This window comes from Alistipes sp. An116, assembly GCF_002161005.1.
Taxonomy (GTDB): Bacteria; Bacteroidota; Bacteroidia; order Bacteroidales; family Rikenellaceae; genus Alistipes; species Alistipes megaguti.
The window spans coordinates 21,213-48,190 of sequence record NZ_NFLR01000008.1; the positions used below are offsets into that span (position 1 = coordinate 21,213).

Sequence of the window (26,978 nt, forward strand, 5' to 3'; positions counted from 1 at the left end):
ATTTCCGTCCGGACTCCCTTTTACACACGAAAACCATGAAACGACTGCTGTTTTTCATTCTGACGGCCGGCAGCCTGCTCGCCGCGGGCGACCTCCCGGCAGCCCGGCCCGTCGTGGGGTTCCTCACGAACGGGGAGGGAAACCGCATCGACTGGGCGACAAGATTCCCGGAGTATGACGTCGCGGAGGCCGGCGAAGGACAGTTCCTTCTCTCCCAGCAGCACTGGGATCTGGACCGACGTCTGCTGAACCGCCGGCCGGCAGCGTGCATACTCCATGCGGGTCTGCCGGAGATCCTTCTCGGACAGCCGTTGCCGCGCATTCTGGATGCCTTCCGTTCGGTCTGCATGCGGCTCGACACAACGGGCATCCGGCCGGTGCTGCTCCTGACAACGCCGGTTTCGGCCGCATATCCCGCCGTGAACGCCCGGATCCGGCAACTCAACGACGCCCTGCGATCGTGGGCTGCGGGGCAGGGAATCGTCTGCCTCGACCCCTCGGAGCGGCTCTGCAAGGACGGTGCGCTCGCCCCGGCCTGTACCTTCGACGGCATGATGCTCAACGCCGCCGGGCAGGAGCTTCTCGTCGCCGAAGTGCGGGATTTTCTCCGGGCGATGGACGCCGGCGGAGAGGAGCTTCCGACAACAACCCGTGCGGAACTCTCCGGCGAGGTTGCCCGCCGCATCCTGGCGGCATCGCCCCGGGAGGTGCGGATCGTCCTGCTGGGAGACTCCCTGACAGCCAACGGCGGGGACTGGAATCCCCGTCTCGGGCGCCACGATGTCCGCAATGCCGGACAGGGCGGTTTTCTGACCGGGCAGATGGACTGGCTGCTGGACACCTGCGTGCTGGCGGCCCGGCCTGCACTCTGCTTCGTGCTGGGCGGCATCAACGACCTGTTCAACGACATCCCGCCGGAGGTAATCCTCGCCAACCAGCAGCGGATCGTCACCCGGTTGCGCGAGGTCGGAATCCAGCCCGTCGTCCAGTCGGTGCTACTCGTTCACGACAATGCGGTGCTCAATGCACGCATCCGGAGCCTCAACACGGCCCTTGCGGCGTGGTGTGCGGAACAGGGGATCGACTGGCTCGACCTGAACCGCGGACTGACGGATGACCATGGACTGAAAGCCCGATACACGACCGACGGGACCCACCTCACGGAGGAGGGATACGGAATCTGGTCCGGCGTGCTGCGGCAATACCTCGACACCCAAAACCTCAAACAGACAACAACACCTCGGATATGAAAAAACTGCTTCTGACGCTCGTCCTTTTCGCGACGGGCAACCTGTGTCTCGGCGCCGAAGCCGGCGTCGGCATTGTACCCAAGCCTCTGTCGGCAACCGTCGGGGAGGGTGAATTCCACGTAACCCCGCAGTCGGGAATTGCCGTCGGCCGCGAAGCCGGATTGCGGCGTTCGGCGGAGCTCTTCGCCCAATGGGTCGCTCCGACGCTGGGTGGCGAACTGAAATGCGGCGACAAGGGCGCCATCTCGCTGGGCATAGACTCCTTGCTCGACGCCGAAGCCTACACGCTCGACGTCGCCACGACGGGCATCACCCTCCGCGGAGGATCCGCGCAGGGCGTCTTCTACGGCTTGCAGAGCCTGCGGCAGCTGATCGTCGCAGGACGAGGTGCCGTAGCGGCCGTGTCGATCGTGGACAAACCCTGTTTCGGATATCGCGGCGGCATGCTCGACTCGGGGCGCCACTTCTGGACGGTCGACGAGGTCAAGGAGTTCATCGACATCCTGGCCATGCACAAGATGAACCGCTTCCACTGGCATCTGACCGAAGACCAGGGCTGGCGCATCGAGATCAAATGCTATCCGGAGCTGACCCGTGTGGGCTCGGTCCGCAAGGAGACGCTCGTAGGGCACCTCTCCACGTCGAGCGAATACGACCGGACTCCCTGCGGCGGCTATTACACGCAGCGCGAGATCCGCGACATCGTGGACTATGCCGCCGAGCGTTACATCACGGTCATCCCCGAGATCGAACTTCCCGGGCATGCCGTTGCGGCGCTTGCCTCCTATCCCTGGCTGGGGTGTCGGGGCGAAGGCTATGAGGTTCGCACGACCTGGGGCATCAGTTCCGACGTCTACTGCCCGGGCAAGGAGACCACGTTCGAGTTTCTGCAAAACGTCCTCGCCGAGGTGATCGGGCTCTTCCCGTCGAAATACATCCACATCGGCGGCGACGAGTGTCCGAAGGAGAGCTGGAAGGCGTGTCCGCTGTGTCAGCAGCGCATCCGGGAGGAGGGGCTGAAAGATGAGTCCGAATTGCAGAGCTACACGGTCCGCCGCATCGAAACGTGGCTCCGTGAGCACGGCCGCGAGATCATCGGCTGGGACGAGATCCTCGAAGGCGGCGTGTCGAAGACCGCCACCGTCATGTCATGGCGCGGTTCCGAAGGCGGCATCGCGGCCGCCAAGGCGGGCAACCACGTCATCATGACTCCCAATACCCATTGCTACCTCGACTATTTCCAGACTAAGGATCCCGTTCACGAACCGCTCGGCATCGGCGGCTTCCTGCCCATGCGCGAGGTCTACCGGCTGGATCCCTACGAGAAGCTCAACGACACGGAGCAAGACTATATTCTGGGCGTGCAGGCCAACCTCTGGACGGAGTACATCGCAACGGCCACCCATCTGAAACACATGCTGCTGCCGCGACTGGCCGCCGTGGCCGAGGTCGGATGGGCCTACGACCGCAAGGATTTCGCGGATTTCACGCGCCGCATGTCGACGCTGCGCAAATGCTACGACGCTGCAGGGCTCAACTACGCCACCTATTTCTTCGACGGCAAGGAGGAGTGAGTCTCCGCAATCGCATTCTCGATGGGCTTCGCTTCCACATTCTCCGTTGGTGTGGAAATCCCGCATGTATTCGGCTCGCCTACTGTTGACTCGGTATCCCCGACCACTCCCACCATCTCGCGCCCTTCCGTCGTTTTCGGAATGGTTCGCGGAACGCTGCCGTGTTCGATGGGCTGGCCACTGGGACAGATACTCTCCAGCATGACGCAGTCCAGCCCGCAATCTGCTTTGTGCAAGGTGGCATCAACGATCTGTTCAACGACGTCTCATCGGAGGTGATCCTCGCCAATCAACAGCGGATCGACAGGCCAGGCCTAAATCGCGGACTGACGGATGACCATGGACTGAAAGCCCAATACACGACCGACGGGCCCCATCTCACAGAGGAGGGATACAGGATCTGGTCCGGAGTGCTGCGACAATAACTTAGATATGAAAAAAAATTGCTTCCGACGCTCGTTCTTTTCGCATCGGGCAGCTTGTGTCTCAGCGCCAAAACCTACACGCTCGACGTCGCCACGACGGGCATCAGCCTCCGCGGAGGATCCGCGCAAGGCGTCTTCTATGGTTTGCAGAGCCTGCGGCAGCTGACCGTCGCAGGACGCGGTGCCAAGTGACCACGTCGATCGTGGACAAGCCCTGTTTCGGATATCGCGGCGGCATACTCGACTTTGGGCGTTGTTTCTGGATGGTCGACGAGGTTAAGGAGTTCATCGACACATTGGTCAGTAGAAAATATGTTGTTCCATTAGAGCAAATCTTTTTTGAGGAAATCATATATAATGTTTGGATGACCATGCTCAAAGTAAAATTTATCAGTTCTATTTAAAATACACTTTCGAAAAGTATCCCATATTGATTCGCGTGCTGATTTGTAAATAAATTTCATTGCAGACGGGGTCTTGTATTTAGTCTAAATATTGGGCGTGGCTTTTTTGAAGAAAAGTTGCATCTTAAAACATTATTAAATCATAATCAATTAGGGGTGTTATTTGTCTCTTTTATCAATATGGCAAAAAGATTCAGTCGTAGCAAATTTCTCAAACTCCGCCATGCAATGAACATCAATCTGAGTTTCAAGAACCCGCACAACTGCCGCTGGGCCGTTCTGAACCGCAAGAACCGCCTGACCCACTTCCTTGATACGCTGCGGGGCACGCTGGTTGAGTTAAGCCAGAAGTAAACTGTTTTCTTCCATAAACGATCGGCTGCAAGGGACTGAAATGGTTCCTCGCCGCCCGGTCGTTTGCCGGTATCAGACCGTTAGGATTTTCCCGATTTTTTGCATCTCGCGGCTGATATTCGCCTCGGATATTTTGGCATAATGACGGGTCATGTTGGTATTCGAGTGTCCGAGGATCTTGGCGATTATATCAATCGGCATCCCGTATTCGATTGCCAGCGTGGCGAACGTATGTCTTGCCAGGTGGACTGTCAGATTTTTGTTGATCAGGCAAATATCGGCAATCTCCTTCAGGTAGGCGTTCATCTTCTGATTGCTCGGAACGGGCAGCAGCTTGCCCCGCGCCCGACAGTTGGCATCGTCGCGGTACTTCTCCAGCAGGGCCGCCGCCGGCGGAAGCACCGGAACGCGGCTCATCACCGAGGTCTTCTCCCGTGGTTTGTGAATTCACAGGGTGCCGTTCTCGTCGGTCGTGATGTGCTCGGGCCGCAGGTGGTCGACATCCGTGAAGGCCAGTCCCGTCAGTGCGCAGAAGCAAAAGACATCCCGGATGCGGTCCAGACGCTCGTTGGGCATCGGGCGTTTCAGCAGCAGGTCCAGCTCCGCCTTCGTCAGCGGCACCTTGACATTCGTCTTGTCGATCTTCATCTTGTAGAAGCGGAAGAGATTCTTCCCGATCCACTCGTTCCGGATAGCATAGAGGATGAAGTTCTTCAGATAGCACAGCAGATTGACCGCTCCGTTGTTCCTGCATTTGTGCCGCGTCTGCATATGGGTGTTCAGCCCGTCGATATACTCGTAGGAGATCCTGTCCAGCGGCAGGTCCTCTTTTTGATGTTGAACTTGGGTGTATTCGGTCATGTAGCGCAGCAGACGGTGGTACTTGTTGGCCGTGAGCTGTGTGATACGGGTGCCGACCTTCTGCAGCCGTTTTTCGCAGTATTTCGAGAATTCGGCAAGGAAGAGTCGGGAGGTGCCGCCCGGATTCTCGAGCCGCTCCTTGATGGTGAAGCAGTCCGGTATTCTGCCCTCCCGAATCAGAGCATCGTAGGCCGCCAGAATATTGGCCCGATAGCTGTCCACGATGCCGTTAATTTGCAGGGCCACCTTGTCCCGATAGGGAACGTTCCAGACGTTGGTTCCAGCGTTCAGGCTCGATCTGGCACTGTGTATAGATTTCGGTCGACAGGCCGGAGGTGGTGATTCGGGCATAGATCGGGGCTTTGCCCTTTTTGGAGATTCGGGCCTTCTTGCAGAAGAAGACCACGGAGAAGGTTGTTCGACGTATGGCTGCATGTTTTTTAAGGGGTTAAACAAACGTTTGCAGCATGGGAACTGTTGCGACGCAAATCGGTGTAAAACAATGCATTGTGTGTAAATCGTGACCTGTTTTCGTCCCGAAGCAAAACAGGTCACGATTTGGTCTCGGACGCGTTGCCTGAAAATGCATTCTCAAGAACCGTACAAAAATGAAAAAGCCTTACATATCATTGATACATAAGGCTTTTTACTCGTTTTAGCGCTTCCCTGCCCACTCTCTTGGACTTTCTCCCTCGGCGCTCTGGGGTGGAAGAAGGGGCTCGAACCCTCGGCCTTCGGAACCACAATCCGACGCTCTAACCAACTGAGCTACATCCACCATGTCGATACGATTCCCGTATCGGTGTGCAAAGGTAATACGTTTTTTTGTTCCCTCCAAAAAAATCGGTCGGAAAATGTACGGGAATTTTCTGCGGGTGACAAAATGGCAGTCCGCCTGCTCGTTTGTCACCCCGAATCTGCCAAAAACCGATTGGCACATCTATTGTTGGAAGAGTGGATGCTTGTTGAAGCGATTATTCGAAAGAAAATTAGATAGTAACAATTAAAAATTAAGTGCTATGAACGTAAAACCCTTATCGGATCGCGTGCTGATTCTCCCGAATCCCGCGGAGGAGAAGACTGCCGGCGGACTGATTATCCCCGACACGGCAAAGGAAAAACCCCTGGCTGGTAAAGTGGTGGCCGTAGGCCCCGGTACCTCGGAGGTGAAGATGGAGGTCAAGGTCGGTGACCAGGTCCTCTACGGCAAGTATGCCGGACAGGAGATCCAGATCGACGGCGAGACCTATCTGATCATGAAGCAGAACGACATTCTGGCAATTATCTAACGTTAAAACGGAACAACCATGGCAAAGGAAATCAAATATAATGTGGAAGCGCGTGAACTCCTCAAGGAGGGTGTCGATGCGCTGTCGAATGCAGTCAAGGTGACGCTGGGCCCGAAAGGTCGCAACGTCATTATCGATAAGAAGTTCGGTGCACCCCAGGTGACCAAGGACGGAGTCACGGTAGCCAAGGAGGTCGAACTGGAGGATTCGTTCGCCAACATGGGCGCCCAGATGGTCAAGGAGGTCGCCTCGAAGACCAACGACGATGCCGGTGACGGTACGACCACCGCTACGGTGCTCGCCCAGTCGATCATCGGTGTGGGTCTGAAGAACGTCACCGCCGGTGCCAACCCGATGGATCTCAAACGCGGTATCGACAAGGCCGTCGCCAAGGTGGTTGAGTCGCTGCGCGCCCAGAGCCAGGAGGTCGGTTCGGACTTCGCCAAGATCGAGCAGGTAGCCACCATCTCGGCCAACAATGACCACAACATCGGTAAGCTCATCGCCGAGGCAATGGCCAAGGTCAACAAGGAGGGTGTGATCACCGTCGAGGAGGCCAAGGGTACCGAGACTCATGTCGAGGTAGTCGAGGGTATGCAGTTCGACCGCGGTTACATCTCGGCCTACTTCATCACCGATCCCGAGAAGATGGAGGCCCAGCTGGAGAAACCCTATATCCTGATCACCGACAAGAAGATTTCGACGATGAAGGAGCTGATGGGCATATTGGAGCCCGTAGCCCAGAGCGGCCGTTCGATGCTGATCATTGCCGAGGATGTCGACGGCGAGGCGCTGTCGGCCCTGGTGGTCAACAAACTGCGCGGTACGTTGAAGATCGCCGCCTGCAAGGCGCCGGGCTTCGGTGACCGCCGCAAGGAGATGCTTGAGGATATCGCCGTACTGACGGGTGCCACCGTGATCTCGGCCGACAAGGGCATGAAGATCGAGGATACGACGCTCGACATGCTGGGTACGGCCGACAAGGTGACGCTGAACAAGGAGAACACGACGATCGTCGACGGTGCCGGCAAGAAGGAGGCCATTGCAGCCCGTGTTGCCCAGATCCGCGCCTCGATCGAGAAGGCTACGTCGGACTACGACAAGGAGAAGCTCCAGGAGCGTCTGGCCAAGCTGGCCGGTGGTGTGGCCGTCCTCTACGTGGGTGCCACGACCGAGGTCGAGATGAAGGAGAAGAAGGACCGCGTCGACGATGCGCTGGCCGCAACGCGTGCCGCCGTCGAAGAGGGTATCGTTCCGGGTGGCGGCGTAGCCTACATCCGCGCTACGGCCTCTCTTGAGGGCATGAAGGGCGACAACGAGGATCAGACGACCGGTATCCAGATCGTAAAGCGTGCCATTGAGGAGCCGCTGCGTCAGATCGTGGCCAATGCCGGTGGCGAAGGCTCGGTAGTTGTCAACAAGGTGCGTGAGGGCCAGGGTGCCTTCGGTTACAACGCCCGCGACGACAAGTACGAGGACATGCTTGCAGCCGGTATCATCGACCCGACGAAGGTCTCGCGTGTGGCTCTGGAGAACGCCGCTTCGATTGCCTCGATGTTCCTGACGACGGAGTGCGTGCTGGCCGAGAAGAAGTCCGAGCAGCCTGCACCTGCGATGCCGGCCGGTGGCATGGGCGGCATGATGTAATGATCGGCCGCTGTCAGCCGACAGCCTGAATGAAAGCCGGGACACTCAGTATGAGTGTCCCGGCTTTTTTGTGTCCGTTTGTGCCCGGAGGCGGCATCCGGAGTGCCGGCCGGTTGAGGCGCGGGTTCAGATCAGAAGAGCAGTTGCGAGGGGGTGACGCGGTCGATGTAGATCAGGAGCTCGAACTGATCGGCGAGCCCTTCGTCCCAGAATTCATCCTCCCATCTCAACGCGCCGATGTGGCGGAACTTCATGCCGTTGATCCATTCGAGGGCGGGTGACTGCTCCTCGCGCAACCGTCGCAGGTCGAGCACGAAGAACGGTTCGTCGAGTTGGTGGAGCAGATACTCGATCGTTCCGGGCGGGGCCGTCTGCACGTCGTGCTGCAGCTCCTCCGAGCCGGGGACGATGATCGAGCAGCGCCCGGCGTGGAAGGTGAAGCCGACATTGAGGTAATCGGCACCGAGCGCCTCCTCCAGATGGCGTCCCATTCGGTTCTCCGCTCGGGAGACGTGGCCGTTATGGCCCCAGATGACCATCCGCGAATCGGAATTTTGCTGCCGGATCCACAGCAGATTCTCCGCCATGCAGCGATCCCGCCAGTAGACCCCCTCGTCCAGACCCAGGTACTGTCTGATGAGGGTGACCAGCTGCCGCTGCAGGGTGCCACTTCGGGCATCTGTGGCTGAACGGTCGATCCGGCTCTCGATCCGGTTGAGGTTGCGTTCGATTCCGGAGGCCGCGAGCGAGTCGATCCGGGCCCGATTCCTGCGGTCGTAGCTCAGCACGCTGTCCAGCTTCGGGGCGATTTCATCCAGCAGCTGCCGGGTGGTGGCATCCTTTCCCGCTTCCTGGCGCAACAGCTTCACGGCCTGATTGGCCGACTGCATGTCGATGCCCCGGAAATGGATCGGATGGCCGTCGACGTTCCGCTGCCGCATCCACTCGATCAGCGAGAGCACCTCGTGCGTATCCCAGATCCACATTTCCAGTCCGAAGAGCGCCGCTATGGCCGTTCCCTGACCGTTGCGCAGGTAGTTGTCCAGCGGGATGCCCGCGGCCATGTCGGCTTCGAAGACCACCTGGTCGAACCCCTGTCGGGTGGCCAGGTGGCGGATCAGACGCTCCTTCATGCGGAAAATTTCGCTGGCTCCGTGGGAGTTCTCGCCCAGGGCAACCACCTGACTGCGACCGATCAATGTGTCGAATGACCGTAGGTCGACGGAGTCCGCATCGGTCGCGTCGCACCCGCTCAGCGGATGGATATAACGCCGAAGCTCCGCCTTCTCGCACCGTGTGAGCCGGCTTTTGGGGACCGGGATGCGTGGATCGCGGAGTTTGCGGCCGTCAATCCGGATTTCGAACCGGTCGAACCAGGCCCGGCCTCCGCCTTTCAGCAGGCCGCCGAAACGGACGCCCGAGGCCGAGTCGGGTATCTGCTGCCGGAGCACCATGCGCTGCCACTCCGTCGTGCCGCGCAGGCCGCGTCCCGCAGTGTCGGCCGCCAGGAGATCGTCGTCTTCCGTTTCGGTGAGGATAAGGAACAGATCGGCAAATCCCTCGGTGACCTCCTCCGTACGGACCCAGCCACTGAGTTCGATCTCGTGGCCGGCTACCAGCGTGTCGGGCAGCTCCTGGGAGAAGCGGGCCCATGTGTATTTGGTCGTATCGACCTGCTCCAGCCGCAGGCTGTAGCCGCCGTGTTTGCGGCAGTTGCGGTCGCTTGCGGCGGCGTAGCCGTAGTAGACCGAGTCGGGCAGGCTCCATTGGGAGGGGTGGTTCCGGTAGTCGGTGTCCTCGAAATCGAGATTGTAAAGCGTCGTGCGGTTGCATCCGCATAGCAGTGTGCTGCCGAGAAGCAGTGCGCCTGCAAGGAGCCGGATAAGGGGAGGGGAGTAGCTCATGGTCGTATGGTTTCGGTCGGTTTAGGGTTCTGTTCGGTTTGGTTCGGGCATCCAGGTGACGATCCCCTCGACGGGATTCGCCTGCAGCCAGGCCTTAAGTTCCGCCCGGCTCCGGACGCTGCCCTCGATCACCGCCCGGTAGAGGGCAATGCCCGGGATATGCTCCTCGTCGGGCGTTTCGTACTTCAGCCGCAGAATCGCTTCGTGCGTCTCCTCGGTCAGCGTAGCCGCAATGCGGTCGGCCACCCGTTCGAAATAGCCTGCCCAGGGTGAACCTTCCGCCATGTGGATCATGTCGATCTGCCAGAGACGGCCGTCGTGATCCTCGTATTGCGCATGCCACTCCAGGCACCGGTCTTCGGCATCGAGCAGGTTGGCATACTCCATGCGGCGGATCCGCGGATGGGCGGCAATACGGGCCGCAGCAGCAAAACTCCTTTCCACGCGAAGCGGGGTCGGTGAGTAGACGTGCAGGTCGATGTCGAGGTGTTTGCAGAGCAGCCCCGAGCGGAGCGAGCCGACCTCCTCGGTACGTGCTCCGACAGCCTGCCACGCTTCGTGCAGTCCCATTTCGCGGATGATCTCCCGCGCCCGTTGTTGATTCCCGGCCGCCAGGGCTAGGATCGTTTTCATATGGTTCATCGTTGTTCGGCTATGAAAAATTCCCGGGGGTGGAAGCCGCCGGGAATGGATCGTTCTGACGATTGCCGTCCGTTATCTCCCCAGCAGAATCCGGGCCTGTGCCACGGCGGCCTGGGTGATCTGTGCCCCGGAGAGCATCTTGGCAATCTCGGCAATGCGGTCGTCGTCGCTCAGGCGGGTGATCTCCGTCCGGCTGTTGCGCTTGTAGACCACGAAGTGGGTCGATCCTTTCGAGGCGACCTGCGGCAGGTGGGTGATGTCGACTACCTGCATCGAACCGGCCAGCGACTCGATGATCTCGCCCATGGCGTCGGCAATGCGGCCCGAAACGCCCGTATCGATCTCGTCGAAGATGATCGTCGGCAGCTGCATCCGCTTGGCCAGCAGGGCCTTCAATGCCAGCATCACGCGTGAAAGCTCACCGCCCGAGGCGATCCGCTCGACGGGTTGCGGCGTCATGCGGGCGTTGGCCGTGAAGAGGAACTGCACCTCATCGCGGCCCGTGCGGTCCAGCTCTGCGCGGGGCGTCAGCTCCACGCGGAAAACCGTCTCGGCCATCCCCAGCTTGGTCAGCGTCGCGAGAATCTCCCGGGCAAACCCCGTTGCAGCCTTTTCGCGGGCCTTGTGCAGCCGTTCGGCCAGCGCTTCGGCCTTCCCGACCGCCTCTGTGAGGGCCTTTTCGGCCTCGGCAATTGCCTCGTCGCCGTGGACGATGGCGGCCAGCTGTGCGGCACTCCGTTCGCGCAGGGCGATCAGTTCCGCCTCGTCCGCCACGTGGTATTTCTGCTGCAGGGCGATCAGCGTATCGAGCCGTGCCGAGAGTTTGGCCAGTCGCTCGGGATCGGCATCGAGCCGCTCGCTCTCGTTGGCGGCCGAGGCGTCGATATCCTTCAGCTCCTCGAGTACGGCGTGCAGCCGGTCGGCATATTCACCGGCCGTGGGGTAGCGGTCACGCAGGTGCGCGAGGTTGTTTTCGGCATTTTTCAACTGCATCAGCACACCGGTCTCGTCGCTGTCCAGCGCATTGCGCAGCTCGGTCAGCGTCTCGCCGATGCGGTCGGCATTCTCCAGCACGGCGAGCTCCTCCTCCAGTTCGGCCTGCTCGCCTTCGCGCAGGGCGGCAGCCGTCAGTTCGTCGGTCTGGAAGCGCAGCCACTCCTCGTCGCGGCGTCCCCGTTCGGCCTCCTCGCGCAGGGCGGCCAGCCGGTGGCGCAGCTCGCACATCCGGCCGTACTGCTCGCCGTAGCGGGTCAGCAGCTCGCCGTTTCCGGCCACGGTGTCGAGGGCCGACGTGCGGAACTCCTCCGACGAGAGGATCAGGTTCTGGTGTTGCGAATGGATGTCGATCAGCCGTGTGCCCAGTTCGCGCAGCTGGGCCAGCTGCACCGGGACGTCGTTGACAAAGGCCCGGCTCTTGCCCGCCGGGGTGATGATGCGCGTCAGGGAGGTCTCCTCCGCGTAGTCGAGGTCATTCTCCTCGAAGAAGGGCTCCAGTCCGCACCCCTTCAGGTCGAAGGTCCCCTCCACGGTGCAGTTGCGGGCCGCATCCTTCATGGCCGAACCGTCGTTCTTGGCCCCCAGCAGCAGCCCCAGCGCCCCGAGCAGGATCGATTTGCCGGCTCCCGTCTCACCCGTGATGATGTTCAGATGGGGGTCCAGCTCCATTTCGAGTTTGTCGATAAGTGCGTAATTTTCAACCGACAGACGACGCAGCATAGTTTTTTCGGAATTGATTGTTCAGTGATTGGCTGTCGCGGGACGCGGCCGTCAGCGGGTCAACAGCCCCTCGATACGGTTGACAATGCGTTCGGCCACCTCGCGTTTTGACATCAGCGGAAGCTCCTCGCTGCCCGCATGGTCGATGAGCGTCACCTTGTTCGTGTCGCCGCGGAATCCGGCGCCGGCGTCGCGCAGCGAGTTCAATACGATAAAGTCGAAGTTCTTGCGCTGGAGTTTCGACTGGGCGTGGGCCTTCTCGTCGTTGGTCTCCAGGGCGAATCCCACCAGCAGACGGCCGCCCTTGCGGGCACCCAGCTCGGCGGCAATGTCTTGCGTGCGGCGCAGACGGATAAAGAGTTCGCCGTCGCCCTTCTTGAGTTTGGTTTCGGAGGCGCTTTCGGGGGTGTAATCGGCCACGGCGGCACACATCACCGCTCCGTCCGCCCGATCGAAGGCCTTCACCGTGGCTTCGTACATCTCGGCGGCCGAGAGAACATCCACCCGCTCGACTCCCGGCGGGGTAGGCAGCGCCGTACGGCCCGAGACCAAGGTCACCTCGGCACCGCGTGCGGCCAGTTCGCCGGCGATGGCGTAGCCCATCTTGCCCGACGAGTGGTTCGAGATGAAGCGCACGGGATCGATTGCCTCGATCGTGGCTCCGGCCGTGACGATCATCCGTTTACCGGCGAGCGTCTTTTTTTTTTCGTCCGTTTCGCCGAGCAGCCTCCCGACGTATTCGGCGATCTGCTGCGGTTCGGCCATGCGGCCCTTGCCGCTCAGGCCGCTGGCCAGTTCTCCCTCGCCGGGTTCGACGATCCGCACTCCGCGGGCGGCCAGCGTACGGAGATTCTGCTGCGTGGCCTCGTGGGCGTACATGTCCAGGTCCATGGCCGGGGCCACGACCACCGGACAGCGCGCCGAAAGATAGGTCGTCAGCAACAGATTGTCGGCCACGCCCGTGGCCATCTTGGCCAGCGTGTTGGCCGTGGCCGGAGCGATCACGTAGCAGTCGGCCCATTCGCCCAGCGAGACGTGGGAGTTCCAGGCACCGTTCTCCGGATCGAAGAACTCCACCAGAATGGGCCGCTTGGAGAGGGTGGCCATCGTCAGCGGGGTGATGAACTGTTTGGCCAGCGGGGTCATCACCACCTGTACTTCGGCGCCTGCCGTCTTCCATAAACGACACAGCATGGCAGCCTTGTAAGCCGCTATGCTGCCCGTGATGCCCAGGAGAATGTGACGGCCGGCCAAATCGTGGCCCGCCGCAGTCGGAGAGGTCATTGTCGCCCGGGGATTAGATCTCCTTGAAGGTATCGTCCTTGCCCTCCTTGTAGACCAGTTCGTGATCGAGGAACTCCTCGGTGGCGATGATCGTCGGTTTGGGCAGGCGCTCGTAGTAGCGCGAGATTTCGATCTGCTCGCGGTTTTCGAAGGTCTCCTCCATGGTGTCGGTCGGCGACGAGAAGTCGGCGAGTTTGCGGTTGAGCTCGGTCTTGAGCTCCGTGGCAATCTGATTGGCGCGTCGGGCGATGATGTTGATGCTCTCGTAGACGTTGCCGGTCTCCTTGTCCAGATCCACCAGCTTGCGCGTGATGGTGTTGTTGGGGATGTTCTTCTTGATTTCCATCTTATATATTGTTGTCCTTGTTGTTGCGGTCGAGATAGTCGCGGGCGTGCTGGGCCATGCGGTCGAGTTCCCGGATGTGGGTCGACTCGGGGAACTCCTCCTTGAACGAGAGGTAGGAGTCGAGCATGGCCAGGTAGCGGTCGGTCTGCTTGTCGGCGATCGAGTTGCTGGCGAAGCGGTAGCTCGATTCGACGATCAGATACATGATCTCTTCGCGGTGTTTGCTTTCGGGGTACTCCTTCAGGGCATTCTTGAGCGCCGTGATGGCCGACTTGTAGCGTCCGATCTTATAATAGGTATAGGCGTTCAGGTAGGCCTTTTCGTGGAGCCGTTCGGTGAGTTCGGTGTTGATCTTCTTGAACTCCTCGATGCGCGAACTCTGCGGGTAGCGCGACATGAACTCGTTGATGGCGATCAGGGCCTGACCGGTGACGGTCTGGTCGCGCGAGGGGGCAGGCGAGAGGAAGAAGAAGCAGAGGGCGTACATGCCTTCTGCATCCTCGATGAAGGCGCTGCGGCCGAATTTGCGGCGGAAGTCGTCGAGTTCGGTCGAGGCTGTTTCGTAGTCGTGGTTCTTGAAGCGGCTGCGGGCCTTGTAGAAGGAGACGGTGTCTTCGCGCGAGGTGCCCTGATAGTAGTGCTCCACGCCCTCGAAGAGTGTGATGGCGCGTTGCCATTTGCCGTTGTCGTAATACTCCAGCGCCTTGCTGTAGATCAGTTCGGGCTGCCCGCTTTTCAGGAGTGCATTCATGCCGGAGCATCCGCTGAGGAAGAGGGCCGCCGCCAGGGCGCACAGGGCGTATGAGAAAGTCTGCTTCATTTGAGAATCTTTTACGGCGCTTTATCGCGCAAAGTTACGCATAAATTAACGATTTGCAAAAAAAAATATTGCCCTGCCCGCGGGAAAAGGCCCTTGTGTCGGGAGGTTTGGGCTGTTGCGGCCCCCTGCCTGCCGGCGCATCGTCTAATTGGGTGGAAGAAAGGCACTTTCCGGCTTCGGACGTGAAAAAAGATTTGCAAATGTGGATTATCTTTCTTATCTTTGCCTTATACGATGAAACAGGGTTCTGGCCTTTGCGGGCCAGGATTCTTATTTTTTATGTTTTATTTTTTGGAGGTTCCGCTCCGGACGGGGCCTCCGGGGAATGATTGAATTATGGCAAAAGAGACTATTTATCTGACAGCCGAGGGGTACAAGAAACTCAAGGACGAACTCGACCACATGCGTTCCGTCGAGCGCCCGGCTATCTCGGCGGCGATTGCGGAGGCTCGCGACAAGGGCGACCTTTCGGAGAACGCTGAGTATGATGCGGCCCGTGAGGCGCAGGGGCTGCTCGAGATGCGGATTGCCAAACTCGAAGACACGATTGCCAATGCCCGGGTCATCGACGAGTCGAAGATTGACAAGAGCAAGGTGCAGATTCTGAGCAAGGTGACGCTGCTGAATCACAATACCAACAAGCAGATGACCTATACGATCGTAGCCGAGCACGAGGCCAATCTGCGCGAGGGCAAACTCGCCATCGGCACGCCCATTGCCAAGGCACTGCTGGGTCACAAGAAGGGTGACCGTGTGGATGTGAATGTGCCGGCCGGAACGATTCACTTCGAGATCCTCGACATCTCGATCTGATCCGGAGCCTGGAAAAGACATACGACCTACCGAGAATTCGGTATTTTTATCGGGACCGCTTGCCGCGGTCCTTTTTTTTCGTATCTTCACGGCGATGAAGATGCACCTCACGCTCCGACGATTGACGGCAGCCTTTCTGCTGCTGACGCTGCTCGGCGCCTATGCCGGGCAGAAGGTGCATATCTATCTCGAGGACCATGCCCATTTTGCCGCCCATTGCGGCGATCTGCTGCCCGACAACGGAGCCCGGGAGGAGATCGTCGGGTATTGTCCCGTTGACAACTACCACTTCTTTCCCTATCTGGCGCAGAGCCTGCCGGCCCCGCAGTTCCACGGCGAGGTGCTGGCCGTGCTGCAGCCCCAAGCTACGCGGTGTTGTTGCGCACAGCGCGTGACGGTCCTTTCGCTGCGGGCGCCTCCCGGGTTTGACCGCTGACGGAAGCGATGCGCGGCGGCGTATCGCATCGGGTCCCTGCACGGGCAGGGGCGCAGGCGTCGTATGCCTGCCTCCGGGGCTTCGAAAGCCTTCGGAACGTTCCCCAGTTGTCAAACCGATTGAAAATCCATTTATGAAAAATATCCTTTTGGCGGCACTGCCTTTGCTGTTGCTGCCCTGTTTCGGCGCAGCGGGCGCCGAGGCTCCCCGCAAAGCCACCGACGCGAACCTTTTCGGACACGTCGTCGACCGCACGACGCACGAACACCTGGCCTATGCCACGGTCTCGGTTGTCGGCACCACCTTCGGCACCACCACCGACGCCTCGGGCCACTACTTTCTGAAGAACCTCCCTGAGGGGCGGCTGCTGATCGAGGTCCGGGCGCTGGGCTACGCCCTACGGCGCGACTCCGTCCAGCTGACACGCGGCACGACCCTCGAACTGAATTTCGAGGTCGAACCCAGCGGCATTGCCATGGACGAGGTGGTTGTCTCGGCCAGCCGTTCGGCTACGCTGCGGCGCGAGGCTCCGGCGCTGGTGAGCGTCCTCGACGCCCGGCTCTTCGAACGCACCGAGGCGTCGTGCCTGGCCCAGGGGCTGTCGTTCCAGCCCGGCGTGCGGGTCGAGAACGACTGCCAGAACTGCGGCTTCACGCAGGTGCGCATCAACGGTCTGGACGGCCACTATTCGCAGATTCTGGTCGATTCGCATCCGCTCTTTTCGGCCCTGACTGGGGTCTACGGCCTGGAGCAGATCCCCTCGAACATGATCGAACGGGTTGAGGTGCTGCGCGGCGGCGGTTCGGCGCTTTTCGGGTCGTCGGCTATCGGCGGGACGATCAACGTCATCACCCGCGAACCGACGCGCAGTACGGCGCAGTTCTCCCACCGGCTGCTCTCGCTCGGCGGCAGCCACTCCTACGACAATACCTCGATGCTCAACGCCTCGATCGTCTCCGAGAGCGGTCGCGCCGGATTCGGCATCTTCGGCCAGAGCCGCCACCGCTCGGGATACGACCACAACGGCGACGGCTTTACGGAGCTTCCGCAGCTTGAGAGCCGTTCGCTGGGCATGCGCACCTTCCTGCGGACGGGGGCCTATTCGCGGCTGACGGCCCAGTATCACCATCTCAACGAGTTCCGCCGGGGCGGCGACCTGCTGAAACAGCCCCCTCACGAGGCCAATGTGGCCGAACAGGCCGACCATGCCATCGACGGCGGCAGCCTTTCGTTCGACCTCTCGTCGGCCGACCGCCGGGACCGCTTCAATGCCTACGCCTCGTTCCAGCATACGGCCCGCAAGAGCTACTACGGCAGCCGGCAGGATACGCGGGCCTACGGCACGACCCGGGATCTGGTCGTGGCGACCGGCTTGCAGTATGTCCATGCCTTCGAGCGGTTGTGGTTCCTGCCCGCCGAGCTGACCCTTGGGGCCGAATACAGCTACGATGATCTGGCCGACCGTTCGGTGGGCTATGACATCCATACCGATCAGCGGGTGCATATCGTCGGCGGCTATCTGCAGAACGAGTGGAAGTCGGAGAGGTGGTCCTTCCTGCTGGGCGGGCGTCTGGACAAGCACAATCTGGTCGATCACGTGATCTTCAGCCCACGGGTCAACCTGCGCTTCAACCCCACGGAGTCGGTCAACCTGCGGTTGAGCTACGCCGCCGGCTACCGGGCTCCGCAGGCCTTCGACGAGGATCTGCACGTCGCCATCGTGGGCGGCGAGCGGGTTCGCATCCGGCTGGCCGACAACCTGCGCGAGGAGCGTTCGCACAGCGTCAGCCTCTCGGCCGACCTCTACCACAACTTCGGATCGGTGCAGACCAACCTGTTGATCGAGGGTTTCCACACCCGGCTGAAGGATGTCTTTGCGTTGCGCGACCTGCAGCAGCCGGACGACGGCGGCAAGATCCAGGAGCGTTACAACGGTTCGGGAGCGACGGTGACGGGGTTGAACCTCGAGGGGCGTGCGGTCTTCACGCGCTGGTTCGAGCTGCAGTCCGGCATGACGTGGCAGCGCAGCCGCTATGTCGAGCCCGAGGCGTGGAGCGACGACCCCGAAGTGGCGCCCGTGCGGAGGATGTTCCGCACGCCGGACCTCTACGGCTACTTCACGGCATCGTTCAAACCATGGCGCCGCCTGACGGCCGACCTCTCCGGCACCTGTACGGGCGAAATGCTCGTGCAGCACAAGGCCGGTTCGGGCGTCGGGCAGGATGTGGCCGTCACGACGCCGGCCTTCTGCGACGTGAATCTGAAGGTGGCCTACGACTGGCGGATCTACCGCGACGTCACACTGCAGCTCTACGGCGGCGTGCAGAACCTCTTCAACGCCTATCAGCGCGATTTCGACCGCGGCGTCGAGCGGGATTCGGGCTATATCTACGGACCGTCGCTGCCGCGCAGCTGGTTTGTCGGCGCGAAGATCTCATTCTGAGGGTTGTCCGGGGCGGTTTGCCGCCTTCGGGCCTCTTCGGAAGCTCTCCCCGTTTGTCTTCGCGGTTGCCTGCTGGCAGCCGTCGGGTTACAGGGCGTTGATCTCGTGCAGCACGCGGTTGGTCTTGTGGACGGCTTCGGCCGAGGCCGCGAACTTCGCGGCCTCCTCCTTGGTGAGCTCCACCTCGACGATCTTCTCGATGCCCTTGCGGCCGATGATCGCCGGTACGCCGATGCAGAGGTCCGACTGCCCGTATTCGCCCTCGAGGTAGCACGAGCAGGGGATCAGCTTCTTCTGGTCGTGGAGAATGGCCTCGACCATCATCGAGGCGGCGGCTCCCGGAGCGTACCAGGCCGACGTGCCGATGAGTTTGGTCAGCGTGGCGCCTCCGACCATCGTGTTCTGTACGGCCTCCTGAAGTTTCTTCTTCGAGGCGAACTGCGTGACGGGAACTCCGTTGACCGTGGCCTTCGACAGCAGCGGGATCATCGTCGTGTCGCCGTGACCGCCGATCACCATTCCGTCGATATTGTTGATGTTGACGCCTGTAGCCTTGGCCAGATAGCACTTGAAGCGCGACGAATCCAGTGCGCCGCCCATACCGATGATGCGGTTTTTGGGGAGTCCCGAGGCCTTCAGGGCCAGATAGGTCAGCGTATCCATGGGGTTGGCCACGACGATGATGATGGCGCGCGGCGAGTACTGGATGACGTTGCCGACGACGCCCTTCATGATACTGGCATTCGTGCCGATGAGTTCTTCGCGGGTCATGCCCGGTTTGCGGGGGATGCCCGAGGTGATGACCACCACGTCCGAATTGGCCGTCTTCCGGTAGTCGTTGGTTACACCGACGAGTTTCGTGTCGAAATCCATCAGCGTGGAGGTCTGGTACATGTCCAGCATTTTGCCTTCGGAGAGGCCCTCCTTGATGTCGACGAGAACCACCTCGCTTGCCACTTCGCGGCAAGCCATCACATTCGCACAGGTTGCACCTACGGCGCCTGCGCCTACGACGGTAACTTTTGACATACTTTTGAGCGTTTGGGTTAGCAGGTAATTCGGATTTGGGGGCGGAGTTGTCCGCTTTGCGGCGGATCCTCATCCGGAACACGGTCAGCGAGACTTTCGTTGCGGCTCCGTCACTCTTTTTCACACCTTTTCATTCCGCTGAGGCGGTGCGGACCAGTATCCGCATTCTGCCTTGCAGGAGCGGATTGTCCTTGCCGCGGAACATTCGCACGTTTGCGCTTTTCGGGGATTCATACGCTCGGGTATCGGACTCCGTTTGGACTTTTCCCATTCTTTTCCCATTTCCCGTTCTGTCTGGCACAGATTCGTGAGTCCATTGCGGAGTTTTTTTTCTTCTTCTTCTTCTCCCCCCCCCTGGTTCTGCGCGTTCCATCTCCCACACGGCCGCACCGGTTGCGCTCTCTGCGCCTGCAGATGTCGGCTGGTTGCAGCGTCTGCTTTTTCCATGGCCCGTTTGCACGCACGGCATCCGGGTCTCAGCGTTGTCGTGCCGGGACCGAGCCCGCCGGGGCTCTTCTCCCGGGAGTTGCGAATCCGTCCGTTGCCGGGGTTGATTGCTCCATTCTCCTGTTTGCGCACACACTCACTTTTTCTCAACCTTTTATTGATATCGGCGTCATGCCTCTCTCCTCGCGATGCGCCTATTCGTGCGTGCCTTCACCATCACCCCCCCCGCAATGTCCCGGCAGCGAACTTCTCCGCCCCTTGTTATGGTCGGAACTATCCGATCAGTTTCTCGTAGTCGGCCGGGCTGAGCAGCTTTTCGAATTCGGCCGGATCGGTCATCTTGACCTTGACGAGCCAACCTTCGCCGTAGGCGTCCTTGTTGACGATCGAAGGATCGGCATCGACGGCGCTGTTGAACTCCAGCACCTCGCCGCCCACGGGCAGGAAGGCGTCGCTGACGGTCTTCACGGCCTCGATCGAGCCGAAGACTTCGCCGGCGGCCAGTGTTTCGCCGACGGTCGGCACGTCGACGAAGACGATGTCGCCCAGCTGGCTCTGTGCGAAATCGGTGATGCCGACAACGGCTACGTCGCCCTCGACGCGGCACCACTCGTGGTCGTTCGAGTATTTCAGATTTGCAGGTACATTCATGGTATTTGAAATTTTTGTTTATGAAATCGGTTTATTCCTTTGCAAATATAACTGTTATTTTTGTAACAGCAAGAAAAATCGTCCGAAATTTACGACGCCGGGGCGGATCTTCCCGGCCCGTCATGGGCTCTCCGCCTTGACGGGGCCTATTTCCGGAGGACGAATTCGATCTCCTTGAAGAGGTATTCGCGGAGCGCGCCGTCGTCGTGGCGCAGGATCAGTTCGCCGGTGGGGCGCACGCCTTCGATGACGGCGTGCGTGAGCGAACCGTCGGGATAGCGGAACGTCCGCCGCACGCCCAGATCGTACATGCGCCGGCGATACTCCTCCTGCAGGGCGTTGCGGTCGCCGTGTTCGAGCTGTTCGTAGCGGGCCGTCATGCAGCGTTCGAAGGTCTCGAGCACCTGGCGGCGGTCGTAGCGGCGTCCGGTGAGCTGAGCCATCGAGACGGGATTCGGAAGCGACGGGTCGAACTCCGTCTGGTTGACGTTGATGCCGATGCCGAGCAGCGAACGCGAGAGCGTTGCGCCGGCGTAGTTGTGTTCGATCAGCACGCCCTCGAGCTTGCGGTCGCCGGCATAGATGTCGTTGGTCCACTTGATGCGGGTCTCGATGCCGTAGACGGCGAAGGTGTCGGTCAGCGCCACGGAGAGTGCCTCGCAGAGCAGGAACTGTTCCGTGACGGGCAGGAAGCGCGGTTCGACGACCATCGTGAAGGTGAGATTCTCGCCTTCGGGGCTGAGCCACTGATGGCCGCGCTGGCCGCGTCCGGCGGTCTGGTGTTCGGCCCAGACGATGTCGCCGTGGCGGTATCGCGGGTCGCGGGCGTCGTCGTTGGTCGAGGTGGTCGTGTCGAGGTGGTAGATCATTTTTCGAGGTGTTTGGGTGGGGCGAACCGCAGGGGGTGCCATTGCATCACCCCCCCCCTCCCCTCCCCGCGGGAGGGGATTCCGGTCGCGGGTCAGATCGAGACGCCGAAGTCGCGCAGGGCGTCGTTCAGCGAGGTTTTCTTGTCGGTGGACTCCTTGCGGCGGCCGATGATCAGCGCGCACGAGACGCTGTATTCGCCGGCGGGGAACTGCTTGCGGTAGCTGCCCGGGACGACCACCGAGCGGGCCGGCACGTAGCCCTTGTAGGTGACGGGTTCGGGACCGGTGACGTCGATGATGTGGGTCGAACTGGTGATGACGGTGTTCGATCCGAGGACCGCCTCGCGGCAGACGTGGGCCCCCTCGACGACGATCGAGCGCGAACCGATGAAGCAGTTGTCCTCGATGATCACGGGGGCGGCCTGCACGGGTTCGAGCACGCCGCCGATTCCGACGCCGCCCGAGAGGTGGACGTGGCGGCCGATCTGGGCGCACGAGCCGACCGTGGCCCACGTGTCGACCATCGTGCCCGTGTCGACATAGGCGCCGATGTTGACGTACGAGGGCATCAGGATGGCTCCCGGGGCGATGTAGGCGCCGTAGCGGGCCACGGCGTGGGGTACGACGCGTACGCCCAGCCGTTCGTAGTCGTGCTTGAGCTCCATCTTGTCGAACCATTCGAGTTCGCCGGCCTGCATCTTGCGCATGGGCTGGATCGGGAAGTAGAGCAGCACGGCCTTCTTGACCCATTCGTTGACCTGCCACTCCTCGCTGCCCTCGGCCACGGGCTGGGCGGTGCGCAGCTGACCGCGGTCGACCAGGTCGATCACCTGGCGGATGGTCTGTCGATAGCTTTCGTCGTGCAGCAGTTCGCGGTTCTCCCACGCCTGGTCGATGCGTGTTTTGAGTTCGTTATGGTTGTCAGTCATCTTGTTCGGTATTTTTCAGGAGGACAAATTTATGGAAAATATCGAATTTTTCCTAACTTTGTCCCAATATCACCCAAACGGTTGTACTTATGAAGCATTATTCCTGGACGATCGCCGTGCTGACGGGCGCGGTGGCATTGGCAACGACCGGTTGCAACAACATGAAACAGATAAAGCATGCTCCCTACCCCGAGACGCCGCGCGGCGAGGTAGTGGACAACTATTTCGGCACCGAGGTGCCGGATCCCTACCGCTGGCTCGAGGATGACAATTCGCCGGAGACGGCCGCCTGGGTGGCAGCCGAAAATGCCGTGACGAACGCCTATCTGGAGCAGATTCCCTTCCGCGAAGCCATCCGCAAACGGCTGACCCAGTTGTGGAACTACCCCAAGGAGGGTGCTCCGGCCAAACACGGCGACTGGTGGTATTACTCCTCCAACGACGGCCTGCAGAACCAGGCGGTGATCTACCGCACGACGGCTCCCGGCCAGCCGGGCGAGGTGTTCCTTGACCCCAATACGCTCTCAGACGACGGTACGGTGGCCGTGGGCGAGATCTCCTTCTCGAAGGACGGCCGTTACTTTGCCTATGCCGCCGCGGCGTCGGGCTCGGACTGGGTCGAGATCCGCGTCATGGATACCGCGACCAAGGAGCTGACCGGAGACCGGATCGAGTGGGTGAAGTTCTCGGGAGCGGTGTGGGCCCCCGATTCGAAGGGCTTCTACTACAGTGCCTATGATGCCCCGAAGACGGGGACCTATTCGTCGCAGAACCAGTTCCAGAAGGTCTTCTACCATGCACTCGGCACGCCGCAGTCCGCCGACCGGCTCATCTACGAGGACAAGGCCCATCCGCTGCGTTACTTCTCGGCCTGGCCTTCGCAGGACGGCCGCTGGCTCTTCATCGTCGGTTCGGAGGGAACCTCCGGTTCGGAGATCCTCGTCCGCAAGGTTTCGGAACGCAGCTTCCGGACGCTGCTCCCGGGCTTCGCCTACGACTACCGCCTCATCGACTGCCAGGACGACAACCTCTACTTCATGACCAACGAGGGGGCTTCGAACTATGCCCTGAAGCGGATCTCGCTGACGAAGCCCGGACAGGTCGCCACGGTAATCCCCGAGCATCGGAAAAACCTGCTCGAAGGGGTGGGCAAGGCCGGCGGCTACCTCTTCGCCTCCTACCTGCAGGATGCACAGAACCGCATCGCGCAGTATGACTACGACGGAAAGCTGGTCCGCGAGGTCGAGTTCCCGGCCATCGGTGCCGTAGGCGGCTTCAGCGGCGAAAAGGAGGCTGCGGAGCTCTACTACACGCTGTCGAACTACACGTCGCCCGCCACGATCTACCGCTACGACATCGCCTCGGGCGAGTCGACCCTCTACAAGGCCCCCGAGGTGGCCTTCGACCCCTCGCTCTACGTCACCGAGCAGGTCTTCTACCCCTCGAAGGACGGTACGCAGGTGCCGATGTTCATCACCCGCCGCAAGGACATGAAGCTCGACGGCAAGAATCCCTGCCTGCTCTACGGCTACGGCGGCTTCCAGATCAATGTCACACCGGCCTTCAACCCCTCGGCGCTGATGTTCGTCGAGCAGGGCGGCATCTACTGTGTGGCCAACCTGCGCGGCGGCTCGGAGTACGGCGAGGCCTGGCACAAGGCCGGCATGCTCGAAAACAAGCAGAACGTCTTTGACGACTTCATCGCGGCGGCCGAATACCTCATCGCCCAAAAGTACACCTCGAAGGAGCGGCTGGCCATCAACGGCGCCTCGAACGGCGGTCTGCTGGTCGGCGCGTGCGAGGTGCAGCGCCCGGATCTCTTTGCCGTCTGCCTGCCGCAGGTCGGCGTGCTGGACATGCTGCGCTACCACAAGTTCACGATCGGCTGGGGCTGGGCCGTGGAGTACGGTTCGTCGGAAGACGCCGAGCAGTTCTCCTATATTTATAAGTATTCGCCGCTGCACAACATCCGAAAGGGTACGGTCTATCCGGCGACGCTGGTGATGACGGCCGACCACGACGACCGCGTCGTTCCGGCCCACTCGTTCAAGTTCGCCGCCGAGATGCAGTATGCCCAGGCGGGGGATGCCCCGGTGCTGATCCGCATCGACTCGAAGGCGGGTCACGGAGCCGGCAAGCCCACCTCGAAGCGCATCGACGATGCCACCGACATGTACGCGTTCCTCTTCCAGAATATCGGTGTGCCGTATCGCCCGGTCGGGGAGTAGCGGCGGCTGCCGGCAAGAGGTGGCAACGGCACGGGGGCTTCGCTGCGAGGCCCTCCGTGCCTTGCCGAATCAACAGAAGGTTAGGTTAATAAGGAAAAATATGAAGGTCTACAAATTCGGAGGCGCGTCGGTGCGGAATGCCGACGGGGTGAGAAACCTGCGCCGGATCATCGACGACGAACAACATCTCTTCATCATCGTCTCGGCGATGGGAAAGACGACCAATGCCCTGGAGAAGGTCTTCGAGGGACTCCAGAAGGGCGACCGGCAGCAGTCGCTCGACCATATCGCACAGTTGCGGCAGTACCACGCCGAGATCATCGACGATCTGTGGCACGAACACCGACAGCTGGAGCGTGTCGAGCGTCTTTTCGACGAGCTGGAGCACGTCGCCACACAGACCCGCTACCTCCCCGAAGAGGCCGAGTTGTGGTACGACACGATCGTGGCCTACGGCGAACTGGTCTCGACGACGATCATCTCCGAGTATCTGAACTACGCCGGGGTTCCGAACCGCTGGATCGACATGCGCCGGTGCTTTGTCACCGAACAGCGTCACAAGGATGCCGGAGTCGATCTTGCGGCTTCGACGCCGCTGCTGCGGGAGGCGGTCGAAGGGGGGCCGGAGACGATTTTCATCGGACAGGGCTTCATCGGCGGGGCGCCCGACGGAACCACCACCACGCTGGGCCGCGAAGGGTCGGACTACTCGGCAGCCGTGGTGGCCAATATCCTCGATGCGGAGTCGATGTCGGTGTGGAAGGATGTCGACGGCGTGCTGAACGCCGACCCGAAGATCTTCCCCGACGCCGTGCAGATCGCCGAGCTGAACTATCTGGATACCATCGAACTGGCCTACAGCGGTGCGCAGATCATCCACCCGAAGACCATCAAACCGCTGCAGAACAAGAACATCCCGCTCTACGTGCGTCCGTTTGGCGACAAGCGCAAACCGGGAACGGTGATCCGCGGCATGTCGGCGCCGGTCGACGTCCCGATTCTGATTCTGAAGAAGGATCAGGTGCTGCTGACGATCCGTTCGCGCGACTTCTCGTTCGTGCTGGAGGAGAAGTTCGCGACGATCTTCTCGTTGCTCGAGCACTTCCGCATCAAGACCAATCTGATCCACAACTCGGCGGTCAACCTGAGTCTGTGTGTCGACAATTCGTGGCATATCGACGAGGTGGTCCGGGCGTTGCGCGAGTCGGGCTTCGACGTGATGACGACGCGCGACATGGAACTGCTGACCATCCGCGGTTATACGGATGATCTGTGGCGGCGTTATGCCCGCGGTCCGCAGGTCTTCATCCGCCAGGCGACGCAGTCCACCGTACGTGTCGTGCGCAAGAAGCAGGGGCAGTATTGATTGGCCGCCCATTGGAGTCCATGAAAAAAGAGAGCCCGACGGCTCTCTTTTTTTGTTGTGCGGGTTCCGGATGTTCGTGTGCTTCCGGTTTAGAACGGATCGGCCGCCCCATGGCCCCCCCCCTCTCTCATTAGCCCCTCTCTAAAAGACTCCCTGACGGAGCCGGTGAAGGATGCCCACGACCGACTGTTCACGAATTTCGCCGTTGCGTTTCATGTTCCAGATCATGCGGGCAATATAGCGTTCGATGTCGCGCTGCAGGCTCTTGTAGAGCGGACACGCCGTATAGTTTTCGTTGTCGAGCAGCACGTCGCGGATCGACCGCAGCGAATTGGTGTAGTTCGACATCTCGTTCTTCAGGGCCACGCCCTGCTTCTGCGAGGCGGTGATCCGTGCGATCGACATGTCGCGCAGCTTCTCGCAGACGGTGTTCAGCAGCACCATCACCACGTTGTCCATCAGCGTGTGGCCGTGCATGAAGAGGTAGGTGTTTTCGGGTTTCACGCCGCGCTGCCGGAGCTGGGTCTCGAACTCCTTCATGGGTTCGATCATCCGCGGATTGCGGCGCTTGAGCAGCTCTTCGCGCTTGGCGACGTTGCGCTGCAGCCATTCGAGGGTGCGTTCGCCGTTGTTCTCGATCTCGAGGTAGCCCAGCCGCACCGACGATTTGAAATCGGCCAGCGGGAAGACGTGCTCCGAGGCCAGCTGCGCCGAAAAGGCATACCAGAGGAAGAGCGGGTAGATCGTGCAGGAGTATTCGTGCAGGAAGCGCACGAAGTCGAAGATGCGCGTATCGTTCTTGGTGGCCTTGACGCAGACGTTGTGCAGCGAGGGGGCGTAGCAGAGGTAGTTCTCGGTGGCGTAGGCGTAGGTGTGGAACATGAAGCGGGCGTCGGCCAGCTGGCGCGACTGTTCGGTGCGCCCGGCAAAGAGGTAGTCGAAGTCCGAGTCGACGCAGAGGATCATCTCCTCGGACGACTGGGGGATCATCCCCAGCAGCACCTTCTTGCCCTTGGGCAGGTCGCCGCGGTCGGGCACCGAGATCTCGAAACGCAGATAGGGGTTGCGGAAGTGGTCGAAGATGCCGCGCCAGAAGGCGACATCCTCATAGCCTTCGACATAGACCTTCACCAGCCGCTGGTCGGGGTTGGCCGGCAGCGGGCGGGGGAGCTCCTCGAGGCTCTTCGCATGGGCGAAGGGGTGTGATTTGCGGGGTTTTTCGGTGAACTTCCTGGCCATACGCATACAAAG

Annotated in this window: 22 protein-coding genes, 1 tRNA gene and 1 pseudogene; 11 read left to right on the forward strand and 13 right to left on the reverse strand. The window is 60.8% G+C overall.

The genetic code is table 11. The features are described 5' to 3' along the window. Positions 1–35 precede the first annotated feature (35 nt). The 4 genes from B5E60_RS06980 to B5E60_RS14330 all read left to right on the forward strand — a co-directional run bounded on the left by B5E60_RS06980 (position 36) and on the right by B5E60_RS14330 (position 4,007). Positions 36–1,250, forward strand: coding sequence for a GDSL-type esterase/lipase family protein (locus B5E60_RS06980; protein ID WP_087310696.1), 1,215 nt, complete (start codon positions 36–38; stop codon positions 1,248–1,250). Continuing rightward, on the forward strand, positions 1,247–2,824 hold the full coding sequence (locus B5E60_RS06985) for a beta-N-acetylhexosaminidase (RefSeq protein WP_087310698.1): 1,578 nt from the start codon (positions 1,247–1,249) through the stop codon (positions 2,822–2,824). The genes B5E60_RS06980 and B5E60_RS06985 overlap by 4 nt, the downstream gene beginning before the upstream one ends. Before the next feature lie 479 nt (positions 2,825–3,303). Continuing rightward, complete coding sequence (locus B5E60_RS06995; RefSeq protein WP_162611604.1) at positions 3,304–3,441, forward strand: glycoside hydrolase family 20 zincin-like fold domain-containing protein; 138 nt, start codon at positions 3,304–3,306, stop codon at positions 3,439–3,441. Between the two features lie 440 nt (positions 3,442–3,881). After that, positions 3,882–4,007, forward strand: coding sequence for a hypothetical protein (locus B5E60_RS14330; RefSeq protein WP_262481283.1), 126 nt, complete (start codon positions 3,882–3,884; stop codon positions 4,005–4,007). A gap of 72 nt (positions 4,008–4,079) precedes the next feature. On the opposite strand, the pseudogene B5E60_RS07000 reads toward B5E60_RS14330, so the two are convergent. Continuing rightward, positions 4,080–5,295 (reverse strand): annotated as a pseudogene (locus B5E60_RS07000) (site-specific integrase). 274 nt (positions 5,296–5,569) lie between these two features. Further along, positions 5,570–5,646 (reverse strand) — tRNA-His (locus B5E60_RS07005). A 241-nt stretch (positions 5,647–5,887) separates the two neighbouring features. Here B5E60_RS07005 and B5E60_RS07010 point away from each other — a divergent pair. Next, positions 5,888–6,157, forward strand: a complete 270-nt coding sequence (locus B5E60_RS07010) for a co-chaperone GroES (protein WP_087310704.1) — start codon at positions 5,888–5,890, stop codon at positions 6,155–6,157. 18 nt (positions 6,158–6,175) lie between these two features. Continuing rightward, on the forward strand, positions 6,176–7,804 hold the full coding sequence (gene groL / locus B5E60_RS07015; protein ID WP_087310706.1) for a chaperonin GroEL: 1,629 nt from the start codon (positions 6,176–6,178) through the stop codon (positions 7,802–7,804). A 131-nt stretch (positions 7,805–7,935) separates the two neighbouring features. Here the strand turns inward: groL and B5E60_RS07020 are convergent, their stop codons facing one another. The 6 genes from B5E60_RS07020 to B5E60_RS07045 form a co-directional block, all read right to left on the reverse strand. Beyond that, positions 7,936–9,708 (reverse strand): erythromycin esterase family protein, encoded by a 1,773-nt coding sequence (locus B5E60_RS07020; RefSeq protein ID WP_087310708.1) that lies wholly within the window; start codon positions 9,706–9,708, stop codon positions 7,936–7,938. A gap of 21 nt (positions 9,709–9,729) precedes the next feature. After that, the gene (locus B5E60_RS07025; RefSeq protein ID WP_087310899.1) at positions 9,730–10,341 is read right to left on the reverse strand and encodes a hypothetical protein; all 612 of its coding nucleotides are present in this window, start codon (positions 10,339–10,341) and stop codon (positions 9,730–9,732) included. Between the two features lie 81 nt (positions 10,342–10,422). After that, on the reverse strand, positions 10,423–12,066 hold the full coding sequence (recN, locus tag B5E60_RS07030; RefSeq protein ID WP_087310710.1) for a DNA repair protein RecN: 1,644 nt from the start codon (positions 12,064–12,066) through the stop codon (positions 10,423–10,425). A gap of 51 nt (positions 12,067–12,117) precedes the next feature. Beyond that, positions 12,118–13,350 (reverse strand): bifunctional phosphopantothenoylcysteine decarboxylase/phosphopantothenate--cysteine ligase CoaBC, encoded by a 1,233-nt coding sequence (gene coaBC / locus B5E60_RS07035; RefSeq protein WP_087310712.1) that lies wholly within the window; start codon positions 13,348–13,350, stop codon positions 12,118–12,120. Positions 13,351–13,363: 13 nt separating this feature from the next. After that, positions 13,364–13,696 carry a DNA-directed RNA polymerase subunit omega gene (locus tag B5E60_RS07040; protein WP_087310714.1) on the reverse strand — a complete coding sequence of 111 codons (333 nt, stop codon included), beginning with the start codon at positions 13,694–13,696 and terminating at the stop codon, positions 13,364–13,366. Between the two features lies 1 nt (position 13,697). Further along, positions 13,698–14,516 (reverse strand): outer membrane protein assembly factor BamD, encoded by an 819-nt coding sequence (locus B5E60_RS07045; protein ID WP_087310716.1) that lies wholly within the window; start codon positions 14,514–14,516, stop codon positions 13,698–13,700. A gap of 336 nt (positions 14,517–14,852) precedes the next feature. On the opposite strand from B5E60_RS07045, the gene greA reads away from it, so the two are divergent. The 3 genes from greA to B5E60_RS07060 all read left to right on the forward strand — a co-directional run bounded on the left by greA (position 14,853) and on the right by B5E60_RS07060 (position 18,208). After that, complete coding sequence (gene greA / locus B5E60_RS07050) at positions 14,853–15,329, forward strand: transcription elongation factor GreA (protein WP_087310718.1); 477 nt, start codon at positions 14,853–14,855, stop codon at positions 15,327–15,329. A 94-nt stretch (positions 15,330–15,423) separates the two neighbouring features. Then, the gene (locus B5E60_RS07055) at positions 15,424–15,765 is read left to right on the forward strand and encodes a hypothetical protein (RefSeq protein ID WP_197714841.1); all 342 of its coding nucleotides are present in this window, start codon (positions 15,424–15,426) and stop codon (positions 15,763–15,765) included. Positions 15,766–15,898: 133 nt separating this feature from the next. Further along, entirely contained in the window at positions 15,899–18,208 is a 2,310-nt protein-coding gene (locus B5E60_RS07060) for a TonB-dependent receptor (RefSeq protein WP_087310720.1), read from the forward strand. Positions 18,209–18,295: 87 nt separating this feature from the next. On the opposite strand, the gene mdh is transcribed toward B5E60_RS07060, so the two are convergent. From mdh to B5E60_RS07080, 4 genes are all read right to left on the reverse strand, one after another. Further along, complete coding sequence (gene mdh, locus B5E60_RS07065) at positions 18,296–19,237, reverse strand: malate dehydrogenase (protein WP_087310722.1); 942 nt, start codon at positions 19,235–19,237, stop codon at positions 18,296–18,298. A 720-nt stretch (positions 19,238–19,957) separates the two neighbouring features. Further along, on the reverse strand, positions 19,958–20,335 hold the full coding sequence (gene gcvH / locus B5E60_RS07070; protein ID WP_087310724.1) for a glycine cleavage system protein GcvH: 378 nt from the start codon (positions 20,333–20,335) through the stop codon (positions 19,958–19,960). A gap of 146 nt (positions 20,336–20,481) precedes the next feature. Next, on the reverse strand, positions 20,482–21,204 hold the full coding sequence (locus B5E60_RS07075; RefSeq protein WP_087310726.1) for a biotin--[acetyl-CoA-carboxylase] ligase: 723 nt from the start codon (positions 21,202–21,204) through the stop codon (positions 20,482–20,484). Between the two features lie 92 nt (positions 21,205–21,296). After that, positions 21,297–22,133 carry a 2,3,4,5-tetrahydropyridine-2,6-dicarboxylate N-succinyltransferase gene (locus tag B5E60_RS07080; protein ID WP_087310728.1) on the reverse strand — a complete coding sequence of 279 codons (837 nt, stop codon included), beginning with the start codon at positions 22,131–22,133 and terminating at the stop codon, positions 21,297–21,299. 89 nt (positions 22,134–22,222) lie between these two features. Between B5E60_RS07080 and B5E60_RS07085 the strand changes: the two genes are divergently transcribed. Continuing rightward, positions 22,223–24,361 (forward strand): prolyl oligopeptidase family serine peptidase, encoded by a 2,139-nt coding sequence (locus B5E60_RS07085; protein WP_087310730.1) that lies wholly within the window; start codon positions 22,223–22,225, stop codon positions 24,359–24,361. A 100-nt stretch (positions 24,362–24,461) separates the two neighbouring features. Continuing rightward, positions 24,462–25,727, forward strand: a complete 1,266-nt coding sequence (locus tag B5E60_RS07090; RefSeq protein ID WP_087310732.1) for an aspartate kinase — start codon at positions 24,462–24,464, stop codon at positions 25,725–25,727. A gap of 141 nt (positions 25,728–25,868) precedes the next feature. Here the strand turns inward: B5E60_RS07090 and B5E60_RS07095 are convergent, their stop codons facing one another. After that, positions 25,869–26,966, reverse strand: a complete 1,098-nt coding sequence (locus B5E60_RS07095; RefSeq protein WP_087310901.1) for a DUF4435 domain-containing protein — start codon at positions 26,964–26,966, stop codon at positions 25,869–25,871. Positions 26,967–26,978 lie beyond the last annotated feature (12 nt).

Excerpts from the sequence above, each read along its gene's own strand:
- B5E60_RS06980 (WP_087310696.1), top strand. The coding sequence starts at position 36 with ATGAAACGACTGCTGTTTTTCATTCTGACGGCCGGCAGCCTGCTCGCC.
- B5E60_RS06985 (WP_087310698.1), top strand. The coding sequence starts at position 1,247 with ATGAAAAAACTGCTTCTGACGCTCGTCCTTTTCGCGACGGGCAACCTG.
- B5E60_RS14330 (WP_262481283.1), top strand. The coding sequence starts at position 3,882 with ATGAACATCAATCTGAGTTTCAAGAACCCGCACAACTGCCGCTGGGCC.
- B5E60_RS07010 (WP_087310704.1), top strand. The coding sequence starts at position 5,888 with ATGAACGTAAAACCCTTATCGGATCGCGTGCTGATTCTCCCGAATCCC.
- groL (WP_087310706.1), top strand. The coding sequence starts at position 6,176 with ATGGCAAAGGAAATCAAATATAATGTGGAAGCGCGTGAACTCCTCAAG.
- B5E60_RS07020 (WP_087310708.1), bottom strand. The coding sequence starts at position 9,708 with ATGAGCTACTCCCCTCCCCTTATCCGGCTCCTTGCAGGCGCACTGCTT.
- B5E60_RS07025 (WP_087310899.1), bottom strand. The coding sequence starts at position 10,341 with ATGAAAACGATCCTAGCCCTGGCGGCCGGGAATCAACAACGGGCGCGG.
- recN (WP_087310710.1), bottom strand. The coding sequence starts at position 12,066 with ATGCTGCGTCGTCTGTCGGTTGAAAATTACGCACTTATCGACAAACTC.
- coaBC (WP_087310712.1), bottom strand. The coding sequence starts at position 13,350 with ATGACCTCTCCGACTGCGGCGGGCCACGATTTGGCCGGCCGTCACATT.
- B5E60_RS07040 (WP_087310714.1), bottom strand. The coding sequence starts at position 13,696 with ATGGAAATCAAGAAGAACATCCCCAACAACACCATCACGCGCAAGCTG.
- B5E60_RS07045 (WP_087310716.1), bottom strand. The coding sequence starts at position 14,516 with ATGAAGCAGACTTTCTCATACGCCCTGTGCGCCCTGGCGGCGGCCCTC.
- greA (WP_087310718.1), top strand. The coding sequence starts at position 14,853 with ATGGCAAAAGAGACTATTTATCTGACAGCCGAGGGGTACAAGAAACTC.
- B5E60_RS07055 (WP_197714841.1), top strand. The coding sequence starts at position 15,424 with ATGAAGATGCACCTCACGCTCCGACGATTGACGGCAGCCTTTCTGCTG.
- B5E60_RS07060 (WP_087310720.1), top strand. The coding sequence starts at position 15,899 with ATGAAAAATATCCTTTTGGCGGCACTGCCTTTGCTGTTGCTGCCCTGT.
- mdh (WP_087310722.1), bottom strand. The coding sequence starts at position 19,237 with ATGTCAAAAGTTACCGTCGTAGGCGCAGGCGCCGTAGGTGCAACCTGT.
- gcvH (WP_087310724.1), bottom strand. The coding sequence starts at position 20,335 with ATGAATGTACCTGCAAATCTGAAATACTCGAACGACCACGAGTGGTGC.
- B5E60_RS07075 (WP_087310726.1), bottom strand. The coding sequence starts at position 21,204 with ATGATCTACCACCTCGACACGACCACCTCGACCAACGACGACGCCCGC.
- B5E60_RS07080 (WP_087310728.1), bottom strand. The coding sequence starts at position 22,133 with ATGACTGACAACCATAACGAACTCAAAACACGCATCGACCAGGCGTGG.
- B5E60_RS07085 (WP_087310730.1), top strand. The coding sequence starts at position 22,223 with ATGAAGCATTATTCCTGGACGATCGCCGTGCTGACGGGCGCGGTGGCA.
- B5E60_RS07090 (WP_087310732.1), top strand. The coding sequence starts at position 24,462 with ATGAAGGTCTACAAATTCGGAGGCGCGTCGGTGCGGAATGCCGACGGG.
- B5E60_RS07095 (WP_087310901.1), bottom strand. The coding sequence starts at position 26,966 with ATGGCCAGGAAGTTCACCGAAAAACCCCGCAAATCACACCCCTTCGCC.